This window comes from Streptomyces flavidovirens DSM 40150 (assembly GCF_000429085.1).
GTDB classification, from domain to species: Bacteria; Actinomycetota; Actinomycetes; order Streptomycetales; family Streptomycetaceae; genus Streptomyces; species Streptomyces flavidovirens.
In genome coordinates, this window is sequence record NZ_AUBE01000002.1 from 390,787 (window position 1) to 403,288 (window position 12,502).

Consider the following 12,502-nt stretch of genomic DNA (forward strand, 5'->3'; position numbering starts at 1 on the left):
GCAACGCAGGTCACTACGCAGGCCACGACGTGGGCCACGACGCAGGCCCTCGAACCGCACCCTTCCGAAGCCAGTGCCCCAGTCCTGTCTACGCAGCGGCGGCCCCCTGGGCCGGTCCGCCGCTGCGGCACTTTCAGCGGCTTCGCCGCTCCTCCAGCCGGAAGAGCCGGATCTCCCGCTCCACCCTCGCCTGGTACGTCGCGTACGGCGGCCAGAACTTCAGCACCGCCAGCCACACCGCCTCCCGCTCGGCGCCCCCCAGCAACCGCGCCCTGACCTCGATGTCCCGGCCCCGCCAGCTAATACGGGCGTCCGGGTGCGTCATGAGGTTGGCCGTCCAGGCGGGATGCCCGGTCCGGCCGAAGTTGCTGCCGGTCACAATCCAGCGGCGGCACTCCCGACCACCACCCTCACCACCCCCACCGCCCTCACCTCCGCCACCGCTCGGCTCCGGCATGCACGCCAGGGGCGTGGTGCGGGGCAGGCCGCTCCTGGCACCCTGCGCCGTGAGGATCACACCCGGCAGCATCCGGGCGCTCAGCATCACCTTGCCGCGGGTCAGGCGGTGGACCGCGCGGTCCATGGCGGGGATCACGTGCGGGGCGATCCTGGCGAAGGCGCGGGTCGATGACACCTTCTGCATGAGGCGTACTCCGGGCGGCATCAGCCCGTCACCCCTCGCCCCGCCACTCCCACCGCTCCCTCCTCCATCTCCGTGACCGTCCCCGTCCCCGTCCCCGCCACCGTCCCCGTCCCCGTCTCCGACTCCGTACCGCCGAAGAGCCCCGCAACGCGCGCCGCGCGCTCGCGCAGGCGGTGGGCGGGGCCGAACAGCAGCTCGTCTGACGCCGCCCGCTTGAAGTAGAGGTGCGCGTCGTGCTCCCACGTGAAGCCGATCCCGCCGTGCAACTGAACGGCCTCCCCCGCGGTCGTACGCAGCGCCTCGACGGCCTGCGCCAGCGCGAGGCCCCCAGTCGCCGGGTCCCAGGCCGCGTAGTACGCCGCCGAGCGCGCCGCCTGCACCTGTACGTAGAGGTCGGCCAGCCGGTGCTTGACCGCCTGGAAGGAGCCGATGGCCCGCCCGAACTGCTCCCGTGTCCTGACGTGATCGACGGTTCGCTCCAGGGCCTGCGAGGCGGCCCCGACCGCCTCGGCGGCGAGCACGACAGCGGCGGTACGCCCGGCTTCCGCCAGCGCGCCCGGCACGTCGGCGGCGTCATCGGCCCCCAGCAACTCACCCTCCACGTCCCGCAATTCGATGCGCGCCTGGGGCCGGGTCTCGTCCAGGGCGGTCTGCCGTACGCGGACGAGCCCTGGAGCGTCGGCCCGTACGAGGAACAGCAAGGTGCGGCTGCGGGCGAAGCCGCCGGTGTGGGCGGCGACGAGCAGCAGGCCGGCGCTGTGCCCGTCGAGCACCTGCGCCGCTTCGCCGTACAGCGTCCACGTGCCGCCCCGTCCGTCCGCCGCCGCCGTACGCCGGGCCTGTACGCCACCGGACCTGCCGCCGCCCGCCCACTCGCCACCGGCGTTGTCCGCGGTGAGGCCGAGCGCGGCCGAGAGGCTGCCGCCGGGGACGGCGAGAGCGGCGGTCAGCGTGCCGTCGGCGACGGGCGGGAGCAGGGTGGCGCGCTGGGCTTCCGTACCCAGTGCGGCGATCAGCGGTGCGGCGAGCGCGGCCGTGGCGAACAGCGGGGACGGCAGCAGGGCGCGGCCTGTTTCCTCGCAGGCGAGGGCGAGTTCGACGGTCCCGCAGCCGACTCCGCCGTAAGCGGTGGGGAGGGCGAGGCCGGGCAGCCCGATCTGTTCGGCGAGCTGCCGCCAGAGGCCGGCGTCGTACCCGGTGGCGGTCCGTACGGCCGACTTCACGTCGTCGGGACCGCATCGCTTGGCCAGCAGTTCGCGCAGCGTGCGCCGGATCTCGTCCTGCTCCACGGTGAAGGCGGCGTCCATGGAACTCCCTCCCCTGACTGACGGGCCGTCATGTTAGGGGTGAGCGGGCGAGATGCACAGGGGCGCGGGAGGGATGATTTCCCACCTCCTGGCACTCCCCTCCTGGCGCTCACCTACCTGATGTACCGTCAGTTTTATGCTGCCAACGCCGCCGGTCCACCCACGCCGCAAGGTCGCCATCGTCGGCACAGCCGTCTCCGACTGCGGACGTGTCGACGACGCCACTCCCTACGCCCTGCACGCTCAGGCCGCCCGCCGCGCCCTCGCCGACTCCGGGCTCGACCGGTCGGTCATCGACGGCTTCGCGTCGGCCGGCCTCGGCACGCTCGCGCCGGTCGAGGTCGCCGAGTACCTCGGGCTGCGCCCCACCTGGGTCGACTCGACCGGCGTCGGCGGCTCCACCTGGGAAGTCATGGCCGCGCACGCAGCGGACGCGATCGCCGCCGGCCATGCCAATGCCGTACTGCTGGTGTACGGCTCCACCGCCCGCGCCGACATCAAGGCGCGGCGCCGCACCGCGAACCTCTCGTTCGGCGCGCGGGGCCCGCTGCAGTTCGAAGTCCCGTACGGGCACACGCTCGTCGCCAAGTACGCGATGGCCGCCCGCCGCCACATGCACGGGTACGGCACGACCCTGGAGCAGCTCGCCGAGGTCGCCGTCCAGGCGCGGGCGAACGCGGCCACGAACCCCGACGCGATGTTCCGCGACCCGGTGACGGTGGACGACGTACTGTCCGGCCCGATGATCGCCGACCCCTTCACCAAGCTGCACTGCTGCATCCGCAGCGACGGCGGCTGCGCGGTGCTGATGGTGGCGCAGGAGTACGTACCGGACGCGGCGAAGGAACCGGTCTGGGTGCTGGGCGCGGGGACCGCCGTATCGCACACCACCATGTCCGAGTGGGAGGACTTCACGGTCTCCCCGGCAGCCGTCTCCGGGCGCCTCGCCTTCGAGCGCGCCGGAGTGCGTCCGTCGGACATCGACCTCGCCGAGATCTACGACGCCTTCACCTACATGACGCTGGTGACGCTGGAGGATCTCGGCTTCTGCGAGAAGGGCGAGGGCGGTGCGTACGTCGAGAAGGGCCGGCTGCTGCGCGACGGCGGGCTCCCGGTGAATACCGACGGCGGCGGTCTGTCCGCCTGCCATCCGGGGATGAGGGGCCTGTTCCTGCTGGTGGAGGCGGTACGGCAACTGCGCGGCGAGGCGGGCGAAGGCCAGGTCCGCAAGGCGGGCGGCGCGCTGCCGGAGCTGGCGGTCGCGTCGGGGACGGGCGGCTGGTTCTGCTCGTCGGGGACGCTGGTGCTGGGGCGGGACGGGTGACGCCGGGGACTCACTCGATACGGCGTACGGGCTGCCCGGTGATGCGGGCGATGGTGTCGAAGTCGTTGTCCTGGTGGAGCACGGTCAGCTTGTGGTGAGCGGCGGTGACGGACACCAGAAGATCGACGGGGCTTGCGCATTGATGCCAGCCACGTCTGGCGAGCTCGTGCTGCAGTTCGGCAGCGTCCTCCCAGGCCGACCCCCTTATGGGGTAGTAGGGGAAGGTCGCTCGCAGCAGCCTGTCCATGTCGTGGAAGGCGGCTCTCCCCCCGGCGCCCTGCAAAAGCTCCTGACGCACCGGCTCGCACAGACCGACGAGCCCGGCATTGACCACCGCGTCCCAGCTCGCATCGGTCTGACCACGGTAGAAGCGGATGAGAGCGCTGGTATCAGCCAGATAGCGCTCCGTCATGCCGTGTGTCGACCGGCTTCGTCCGTGCCCGCCTGCGCATCCTTCTCGATCACGGAAAAGTCGATTTCACCCTCCGCGACCATCTGCCGCATGCGCTCCACCGCCTCCGCCCGCTTCCGCCGGTCCACGATCTCCCGCAGGGCGGTGTTGACGGTGTCCCTCTTGGTCGTCGTGCCAAGAAATCGTGCGGCTTCTTCCAGAGCCTCGTCATCCAGGTCGATCACGGTGCGCGCCATGGCGATACCCCCTCTAGATATACATCTAAGAAAAAAGCTATCACCGTGAGTGGTGCGCATCACGTCACTCACCCGGACTCCACCCGTTCGAGTGGCGCTGCCCCCGGAGAGCGGATGATGACTCGATGACCAGCTTCCACGAGACCCTCCGCTCGCTGCGCGTATGGGATGTCGATCTCCCCGCCTTCGACCCGGCCGCCGCGCCCCCCGCTCCCCTCCCCCTGTTCCACGCCTGGTTCACCGAGGCCGTGGCCGCCGGGCAGCCCGAGCCGCACACCATGTCCCTGGCCACCGTTGACGCCGAGGGGCGGCCCGACGTACGGACGCTGATGCTGCACGACGCGGACGACCGGGGCTGGCACTTCGCCTCGCACGCCACCAGCACGAAGGGCCGCCAGCTCGCCGCCCGTCCGTACGCGGCGCTCGGTTTCTACTGGGCCGCGCAGGGGCGGCAGGTACGCGTACGGGGCCCGGTCGCCGCCGCCACTCCGGCGGAGAGCCAGGCCGATTTGCACGCCCGCTCGACCGGCGCGCTGGCATCGGCGCTGGTGGGGCGGCAGAGCGAGGTACTGGACTCGCAGGCGGAGCTCGCCCTGGCGTCCGAGGCGGCCTGGGAGCTGGCTGAGGCCGAGCCCGAGCGGGAGGTGAAGAGCTGGACGCGTTACGTCGTCGAGCCTGAGGAGGTCGAGTTCTTCCAGGGCGACCCGAAGCGGCGGCACGTCCGGCTGCGCTACCGCCGCGACGGCGGATCGTGGACCCGGGAACTCCTCTGGCCGTAGCAACGCGGCAGCGCAGCAACCTGGCGACGGACTCCCACCCATTTATCCGATTTCAACAACAAAGGGGCATCATAGGAGAAAGGTGAGCCACGGTAGGCAAGGGAGTCACCATGGCGGGAACTCGCACCCGATACGCCCCGGACAGCGGTCTGACGACGCGCATGGTCACCACGATGTTCTTGATCGGACTGCTGTACGTCGTCTTCGTCGGCGTGCTTCTCGCGGCCCTGCGCGGTTCCTGGCCGATCATCCTGATCATCACGGGCGGCCTCTTCATCGCACAGTTCTGGTTCAGCGACCGCATCGCGGCCTTCAGCATGGGCGCGCGGGAGGTCACCCCCGAGCAGGCGCCGGAGCTGCACGGCACCGTCGACCGGATCTGCGCACTGGCCGATATGCCGAAACCACGGGTGGCGATCGCCCAGAGCGACGTCCCGAACGCCTTCGCCACCGGCCGTGGCGAGCGCACCGCGCTCGTCTGCGCCACGACGGGCCTGCTGCGCAGGCTGGAACCCGAGGAGCTGGAGGGCGTCCTCGCCCACGAGATGTCACACGTCGCGCACCGCGATGTCGCAGTCATGACGATCGCCTCGTTCCTCGGCGTGCTCGCGGGCGTCATCACCCGTGTCGCCCTGTGGGGCGGTTTCGCCCGCAACCACCGGAGCAACGATCCCGCCGGCATCGTGATCATGCTGATCCCGCTGATCAGCGCGGTGGTGTACGCACTGAGCTTCCTGCTGACCCGGCTGCTCTCCCGCTACCGCGAGCTGTCCGCCGACCGCGCCGCCGCGCTGCTCACCGGCCGCCCGTCGGCGCTCGCCTCCGCCCTCACCAAGGTCGACAGTCAGATGGCACGGATCCCGACGCAGGACCTGCGGAAGGCGGAGCCGTACAACGCCTTCTACTTCGTGCCCGCATTCTCCTCCAAGGAGAGCCTGGGCCGGCTGCTCTCCTCACACCCGACGCTCGAACAGCGCCTCGACCAGCTCGCCCGCATCTCCGCCGACCTGTCCCGGCCGTAAGGAACGTTCATGGGTCTGCTCGACTCCCTCCTGGGCCGGAGCAAGCCGGTCCGCCCGGACCTGGACCAGCTCTTCGCCGTCCCCTCCGCCGCCCTCACCCTCCAGGCGGGCCTGGGCTTCACCCCCACCGGTCGCGGCTCGGTCTGCTTCGCGGGCGTGGAGGGCGGCAGCTTTGCCCGTATCCAGCAGGACGTACGGGAACTCCTCGACGCCGACACCGGCCGGGGCGGGATCCCGGTGGAGTTCAGCCGGGACGCGTACGGATACACCTGGCTGCTCGCCCGCCACGCCCCCGACGACACGGCCGCCCTGGTCAACGACCTGCACGCGGTCAACACCCTGCTCCAGGACGGCGGCTTCGGCCCCCACCTGCTCTGTTCCCTGGTCGGCTTCCGGAACGCGGAGGACCGACCGCTGGCCCTGGTCTACCTCTACAAGCGCGGCACGTTCTACCCGTTCGCGCCGCTGCCCGGCGGTGCAGAAAAACGCGACAATCAGCTGGAGTTGCAGGTCAGGGCGGCACTGGGCGACGACCTCCGGGTGGAGAAGGACCTCGCCCGGTGGTTCCCGGTGTGGGGCGCACCGGGCCTGTGAACGGCGATCAGTCCGTCACGGCGGCCGTCACGAAGGCGGCTCAGGCGGCAGGCTCCACCGCGACAGTGAGGCGCGCTGCGGCCCGCCCCGTGAGGGGGAGTTCGTCGATCCCGAGTTGCCGAACGAGGTGGTCACCGCTCAGCTCTGCGTGGCCCCGGAGAGCTGAACCGTCCGGAAGACGGGAACCGCCGGCCCTTCACCCTCCCGCCTGAAGGTGGCCGTCAGCGGCATGCCGATCCGCAGGACCGCCTCCTCGCAGTCGACGATCTCCGTCATCATGCGCGGGCCTTCCGCCAGATCGACGACTGCGGCGACGTACGGGACGCGGTCCCCGAAGGGCGGGAGGTCGTTGCGGTGGACGACCGACCAGGTGTAGAGCGTGGCGCGCCCGCTCGCCCGCACCCAGTGGACGTCCTCGCTCCAGCAGTACGGGCAGAACTCGCGGGGGTAGTGGTGCGGCCTGGCGCAGGCGCGGCAGCGGCGCAGCAGCAGGTGGCCTTCGGCGGCGGCGTCCCAGTAGGGGCGGGTGAAGGCGTCGATGTCGGGCTCGGCGGCGGTCATGCTCCGAACCATCCGATCGCGTGGTCGAGGGACCACGTCTGCCAGGACATGGCGAAGAGCGCGACGGCCGAGATCAGCGCCATCATGGCGTTCTGTCCCTGCTCGGCCCAGTCGTGGATCATCAGGACGAGGTAGAGCAGGTTCAGGAGCAGGCCGGCGGCGAGGGCGATCGGGGTCAGGAAGCCGGCAACCAGCCCCATTCCGAGGGCGAGTTCGGCGTACACGACGACGTACGCCATCACCTTGGGGCGGGGCGCGACGACCGCGTCGAAGCCGCGTTTCACCGCCGGCCACTTGTGCTTTCCGGCGACGTCCGCCGCCCAGGCGATGCCCGTACCGCGCTCGAACCAGCCCTTCTTGTCCTTGTGGCGCCAGCTCTCCAGCCACCACAGGCCGAGGCCGATGCGCAGCACGGCGAGCCACTCGGCGCCGCTGAGCCAGAGGGTCTGCATTCCGTTCCACCCACCCTTCGACTATCTGACGGTACGTCAGTTCAGCGGATGGGCGGGGCGGCGCGCAAGGGCCAGGACTCCGCGACTGTCCGTGATCGATTCGTAACCGATTCCGGTCTTGACCGAGACCCATCAACGATATGTGCGATTACGCTGCCGAATCATGGCCAATACCACTCACGACCACCCCGTCTACGTCATAGGTGGCGGACCGGGCGGACTCGCCGCCGCGGCAGCCCTGCGCGAGCGGGGCGTCCGAGTCGTCGTACTGGAGAAGTCCGGCTCCGTCGGAGCGTCCTGGCGCGGCCACTACGACCGGCTGCGCCTGCACACCACACGGCGCCTGTCGGGCCTGCCGGGACTCCCCATACCGCGCTCGTTCGGGCGGTGGGTGTCGCGGGACAACGTGGTCCGGTACCTGGAGAAGTACGCGGAGTTCCACGAACTGGAAGTCGTCACGGGCGTCGAGGTCTCCCGCGTCGATCCCGCGCCCGGCGGCGGCTGGCTTCTGCACGCCACCGGCGGCCGCGAGCTCACCGGTTCGGCGGTGGTGGTCGCCACCGGCTACAACCACACGCCGTACGTCCCCGAGTGGCCCGGCCGCGACACGTACACGGGCGAGCTGACGCACGCCGCGCACTACCGCGACCCGCGCCCGTACGAAGGCAAGGACGTTCTGGTCGTCGGTACGGGCAACACGGGGGCGGAGATCGCGGTGGACCTGGTGGAGGGCGGTGCGTCGCGCGTACGCCTGGCCGTGCGCACCGTCCCGCACATCGTGCGCCGCTCGACAGCGGGCTGGCCGGCGCAGGCGACCGGCATTCTCGTACGCCGCCTGCCGGTCGGCCTGGTGGACCGGGCCGGTGCCCTGATGTGCCGGATCGCGGTCCCCGACCTCTCGGCGCGCGGCCTGCCGCGTCCCACCACCGGGCTCTACTCCCGAGTCAAGGAGGGCGCCATTCCGGTGCAGGACGTGGGGCTCGTCGACGCGGTGAAGCGGGGGGCGGTGCAGCCTGTGGCGGCGGTCGAGTCCTTCGACGGGGACAAGGTCGTACTGGCCGACGGCACCCGGATCTCCCCGCAGGTGGTGATCGCGGCGACCGGCTACCGGCGGGCACTGGACGGCCTGGTGGGCCACCTCGGCGTACTGGACGGGCGGGGCCGCCCGGTGGTGCACGGTGCACGCACCCCACCAAAGGCGCCGGGCCTGTACTTCACGGGGTTCACCAACCCCATCAGCGGCATGCTCCGCGAACTCGCCATCGACGCGCGCAAGATCGCCAAGAGCATCGCGGCCGCGCACCGGGCGCAGGCCCGCGAGCGCGGCTGAGCCGGCCCTGCCTGCCGGTGCTCGGCGACTGACCGCGGGACGGGTCTTGATGATGCCCCTGCGCGGGTAGAGGGAGTCAGGGGGAGGCGGGAACGGCATCCGGGCCCGGCCGATGTCGTGGTCGACCGCCATGCTTTGCCCGCCGCCAGGCTTTGCCCGCCCGACTATTCCTGACTGGCCGTCAGTTAAGTAATCTGACTATGCGTCAGTTACGTCGGCCGACGAGCAGGAGCGGGCTGAAACGATGCTTGGATCTACCCACGGCACCCTCACCACCGATCTCCGCGCCCGCGTTGTGGCCTGCGGGGAGAGTCCGCAGGCCGCCGTCCACGACACGGCGACCCCCGCCGCCACCGCGGCCGGAGACCTCGATGTCAGCGGCCGGCCGCTGTACGCCTGCGTTCCCGACCTCGACCGGTTCTTCCGGCCCGAGTCGGTGGCCGTCGTCGGCGCGTCCGACGCCGAGGGCAGGCCGAACGCCGGGATCACCCGGTGGCTGATCGCCTGGGCCGAGCGGGTCGGCGCCCGGCTGCACCCCGTCCATCCCACCCGCGAGGCCGTCTTCGGACTGCCCTGCGTCTCCTCCGTCCGCGACCTGCCCGAGCAGGTCGACCTGGCCGTGCTGCTGGTCGGTGACCCCGTACCGGTGGTCGGGGAACTGGCCGAGGCCAAGGTGAAGTTCGCCGTCGCCTTCGCGTCCGGCTTCGCCGAGACGGGCGAGGCCGGCGCCGCCGCCCAGTCGCGGCTGGCGGCCGCGGTCGAGCGGTCCGGCGTACGGCTGCTCGGGCCGAACACCAACCTCAACGCCTTCGAGAAGTTCCGCGACGACCTCGAAGGCCCCGCCATCGCCCTGATCACCCAGTCCGGCCACCAGGGCCGCCCCCTCCACGCCCTCCAGGAGCTCGGCATACGCCTCTCCCACTGGGCGCCCACCGGCAACGAGGCCGACCTGGAGACCGCCGACTTCATCTCGTACTTCGCCCAGCGGCCGGAGGTCGGCGCGATCGCCTGTTACGTCGAGGGCCTCAAGGACGGCCGTTCCTTCCTGCTCGCCGCCGACCGGGCCGCGCGGGCGGGGGTGCCGGTGGTCGCGGTCAAGGTGGGGCGTACGGAGGCAGGCGCCCGTACGGCCGCTTCGCACACCGGCAAGCTGACCGGCGCGGACGAGGTGGTGGACGCGGCGATGCGGCAGTTCGGCGTGATCCGCGTGGACGCACTCGACGAACTCCAGGACACGGCAGCCCTCTTGGCGCGGGCGCGGAAGCCGGTGGCCGACGGGGTCGTCGTCTACTCGATCTCGGGCGGTACGGGCGCGCACTTCGCGGATCTGGCGACGGCGGCGGGCCTGCGGTTGCCGGAGCTCTCGGCGGCCAAGCAGGCCGAGCTGCACACGTGGATACCGGAGTACCTGAGCGTGGCGAACCCCGTCGACAACGGCGGCCACCCGGTCGGCGACTGGCGCGGCCGCAAAATCATCGACGCGATCCTCGCCGACCCGTCCGTGGGCGTCCTCGTCTGCCCGATCACCGGCCCCTTCCCCCCGATGAGCGACAAGCTGGCCCAGGACCTGGCCGACGCGGCCGAGGCGACGGACAAGCTGGTGTGCGTGGTGTGGGGCTCGCCGGTCGGCACGGAGGCGGCGTACCGCGAGACGCTGCTCGGGTCGTCACGCGTCGCCACCTTCCGTACCTTCGGCAACTGCGTGACGGCCGTACGCGCCTACCTCGGCCACCACCGCTTCACCGCCTCCTACCGCTCCCCCTTCGACGAGGCGCCGCGTACCCCCTCCCCCTCCTTCCGCAAGGCGCAGGCGCTGATGCGCCCCGGCGAGCAACTGAGCGAGCACGCGGCGAAGCAACTGCTGCGGGCGTACGGCATCCGCGTGCCGCGCGAGCAACTGGTGACCAGCGCGGCGGCGGCCGTCCGGGCGGCGGGGCTCGTCGGTTACCCCGTGGTGATGAAGGCGTCCGGGCCGCAGCTCGCGCACAAGAGCGAGCTTGGCCTCGTGAAGGTGGGGCTCACCTCCGCCAGCCAGATCCGCGACGCGTACCGCGAGCTGACGGACATCGCGCGGTACGAGGGGATCGCGCTGGACGGCGTCCTGGTGTGCCAGATGGTGGACCGGGGCGTCGAGATGATGGTCGGCGTGACGCAGGACGCGCTGTTCGGGCCCACGGTGACGGTGGGGCTCGGGGGCGTGCTGGTGGAGGTGCTCCGCGACGCGTCGGTACGCGTGCCGCCCTTCGGCGAGGACCAGGCGCGGGCCATGCTCGGCGAACTGCGCGGGCAGGCGCTGCTGGAGGGCGTACGGGGGGCGCCGCCGGCTGATGTGGACGCGCTGGTGGAGGTCGTGCTGCGGGTCCAGCGGATGGCCCTGGAACTGGGCGACGACCTCTCGGAGCTGGACATCAACCCCCTGATCGTCCTGCCGCGCGGCCAGGGGGCGGTGGCGCTGGACGCGCTGGCGGTATGCCGGTGAGCCGCCGGCGGGGGGTGGGTGGGTGCCGCTGCGCGGAGCTTTCCCCACCCCGCCCCTTCCCGGCTGCGACATGTGCGGCTCCGCCGCGGGGGCGCTGCCCCAGACCCCGGTCCTCAAACGCCGGACGGGCTGGAGTGGGCCGGGGTGTGCCGGGGCGCTGCCCCAGGCCCCGGTCCTCAAGCGCCGGACGGGCTGGAGATGGCCGGGGGTGGCTGGGGCTCCGCCCCAGGACCCGCTCCTCAAACGCCGGAGGGGCTGGATTTGGTTGCGCAACCATCCAGCCCGTCCGGCGTTTGAGGACACGCCCGCAGGGCGTCCGGGGGTCTGGGGGCTTGCCCCCAGTTCGGGAAGGGGCGGGTAGGGGAACAGCGCCGCAGGCAACCCGCACCGCACCCGCCACACGCCCCCCACGCCTCCACGCCCCCACGCCCCCCGCCACCAGGAGCGAGCCCGTGACCCCAGATTCCCCCCTCCCCGCATCCGACACATCGATACAGCACGCCACTGACAACAACGTCTCCTGGATCACCCTCAACCGCCCCGCCGCCCTGAACGCCCTCACCCCCCACCAACGCGACCACCTCATCTCCCTCCTCGCCACCGCCTCCGCCGACCCCACCGTCCGCGCCGTCGTCATCACCGCCACCGGCAAGGGCTTCTGCGCGGGCGCGGACCTGCGCGGGGCCCCGGCGAGCAGTGGGGACCGGGTGGCGGGCGATGTCGCCCGTACGATCCGGCTCGGCGCCCAGCGCCTCATCAGTGCCGTACTGGACTGCGAGAAGCCGGTGATCGCCGCCGTCAACGGCACCGCCGCCGGAATCGGCGCCCACCTCGCGTTCGCCTGCGATCTCGTACTGGCCGCCGAATCCGCCAAGTTCATCGAAGTCTTCGTACGACGCGGACTGGTCCCCGACGGCGGCGGCGCGTACCTCCTGCCCCGGCTCATCGGGCCCCAGCGCGCGAAGGAGCTGATGTTCTTCGGGGACTCGGTCCCGGCCGCCGAGGCCGAGCGGCTCGGTCTGGTCAACCGCGTCGTGCCGGACGACGAACTGACCGGGACCGCCCGCGCCTGGGCCGAGCGGCTCGCAGGCGGCCCGACCCGGTCGATCACCCTCGCCAAGCAACTGGTCAACGCCTCCCTCGACGTCGACCGGGCCACGGCCTTCGCCGCCGAGGCCGCCGCCCAGGAGATCAACATGACGACGGCGGACGCGACCGAGGGCGTGGCCAGCTTCGTGGAGCGGCGCACCCCCAAATACCGGGGCCTGTGAGGCCGCAGACCTCCCGCCCTTCCACCCTCCCACCCCCCTTCCAACCTGACGGCCCGTCAGGTTCAATGGCTGGTGTGATGGGACACGCAGGG

Annotated in this window: 13 protein-coding genes; 7 read left to right on the plus strand and 6 right to left on the minus strand. The window is 71.6% G+C overall.

What is annotated here, in order from left to right; all coding sequences use genetic code 11:
• Window positions 1-133 precede the first annotated feature (133 nt).
• Both G412_RS0104510 and G412_RS33310 read right to left on the minus strand, forming a co-directional pair.
• Entirely contained in the window at window positions 134-664 is a 531-nt protein-coding gene (locus G412_RS0104510) for a nitroreductase family deazaflavin-dependent oxidoreductase (RefSeq protein WP_028811009.1), read from the minus strand.
• Entirely contained in the window at window positions 664-1,950 is a 1,287-nt protein-coding gene (locus tag G412_RS33310) for an acyl-CoA dehydrogenase family protein (protein ID WP_078606786.1), read from the minus strand. The genes G412_RS0104510 and G412_RS33310 overlap by 1 nt, the downstream gene beginning before the upstream one ends.
• A 136-nt stretch (window positions 1,951-2,086) precedes the next feature.
• Between G412_RS33310 and G412_RS0104520 the strand changes: the two genes are divergently transcribed.
• A complete protein-coding gene (locus G412_RS0104520) occupies window positions 2,087-3,274 on the plus strand; it encodes a thiolase C-terminal domain-containing protein (RefSeq protein WP_028811010.1) in 1,188 nt (395 codons plus the stop codon).
• Between the two features lie 10 nt (window positions 3,275-3,284).
• Here the strand turns inward: G412_RS0104520 and G412_RS0104525 are convergent, their stop codons facing one another.
• Together G412_RS0104525 and G412_RS0104530 are read right to left on the minus strand one after the other, a co-directional pair.
• The gene (locus G412_RS0104525) at window positions 3,285-3,686 is read right to left on the minus strand and encodes a PIN domain nuclease (RefSeq protein ID WP_028811011.1); all 402 of its coding nucleotides are present in this window, start codon (window positions 3,684-3,686) and stop codon (window positions 3,285-3,287) included.
• Window positions 3,683-3,922, minus strand: a complete 240-nt coding sequence (locus tag G412_RS0104530; RefSeq protein WP_028811012.1) for a type II toxin-antitoxin system VapB family antitoxin — start codon at window positions 3,920-3,922, stop codon at window positions 3,683-3,685. The genes G412_RS0104525 and G412_RS0104530 overlap by 4 nt, the downstream gene beginning before the upstream one ends.
• A 125-nt stretch (window positions 3,923-4,047) precedes the next feature.
• Between G412_RS0104530 and G412_RS0104535 the strand changes: the two genes are divergently transcribed.
• The 3 genes from G412_RS0104535 (at window position 4,048) to pspAB (ending at window position 6,317) form a co-directional block, all read left to right on the plus strand.
• Window positions 4,048-4,701, plus strand: coding sequence for a pyridoxine/pyridoxamine 5'-phosphate oxidase (locus tag G412_RS0104535; RefSeq protein ID WP_028811013.1), 654 nt, complete (start codon window positions 4,048-4,050; stop codon window positions 4,699-4,701).
• A gap of 110 nt (window positions 4,702-4,811) precedes the next feature.
• Entirely contained in the window at window positions 4,812-5,723 is a 912-nt protein-coding gene (htpX, locus tag G412_RS0104540; protein WP_028811014.1) for a zinc metalloprotease HtpX, read from the plus strand.
• Window positions 5,724-5,732: 9 nt separating this feature from the next.
• On the plus strand, window positions 5,733-6,317 hold the full coding sequence (gene pspAB / locus G412_RS0104545; RefSeq protein WP_028811015.1) for a PspA-associated protein PspAB: 585 nt from the start codon (window positions 5,733-5,735) through the stop codon (window positions 6,315-6,317).
• Between the two features lie 138 nt (window positions 6,318-6,455).
• Here the strand turns inward: pspAB and G412_RS33315 are convergent, their stop codons facing one another.
• On the minus strand, window positions 6,456-6,878 hold the full coding sequence (locus G412_RS33315) for a Zn-ribbon domain-containing OB-fold protein (protein ID WP_037647619.1): 423 nt from the start codon (window positions 6,876-6,878) through the stop codon (window positions 6,456-6,458).
• Entirely contained in the window at window positions 6,875-7,330 is a 456-nt protein-coding gene (locus G412_RS0104555; protein WP_028811016.1) for a DoxX family membrane protein, read from the minus strand. Before G412_RS0104555 ends, G412_RS33315 begins: the two co-directional genes overlap by 4 nt.
• 163 nt (window positions 7,331-7,493) lie before the next feature.
• On the opposite strand from G412_RS0104555, the gene G412_RS33320 reads away from it, so the two are divergent.
• From G412_RS33320 to G412_RS0104570, 3 genes are all read left to right on the plus strand, one after another.
• Window positions 7,494-8,660 carry a flavin-containing monooxygenase gene (locus tag G412_RS33320; RefSeq protein ID WP_051338130.1) on the plus strand — a complete coding sequence of 389 codons (1,167 nt, stop codon included), beginning with the start codon at window positions 7,494-7,496 and terminating at the stop codon, window positions 8,658-8,660.
• Between the two features lie 244 nt (window positions 8,661-8,904).
• Window positions 8,905-11,139, plus strand: coding sequence for an acetate--CoA ligase family protein (locus G412_RS0104565; RefSeq protein ID WP_028811017.1), 2,235 nt, complete (start codon window positions 8,905-8,907; stop codon window positions 11,137-11,139).
• A gap of 452 nt (window positions 11,140-11,591) precedes the next feature.
• On the plus strand, window positions 11,592-12,410 hold the full coding sequence (locus tag G412_RS0104570; RefSeq protein WP_028811018.1) for an enoyl-CoA hydratase/isomerase family protein: 819 nt from the start codon (window positions 11,592-11,594) through the stop codon (window positions 12,408-12,410).
• Window positions 12,411-12,502 lie beyond the last annotated feature (92 nt).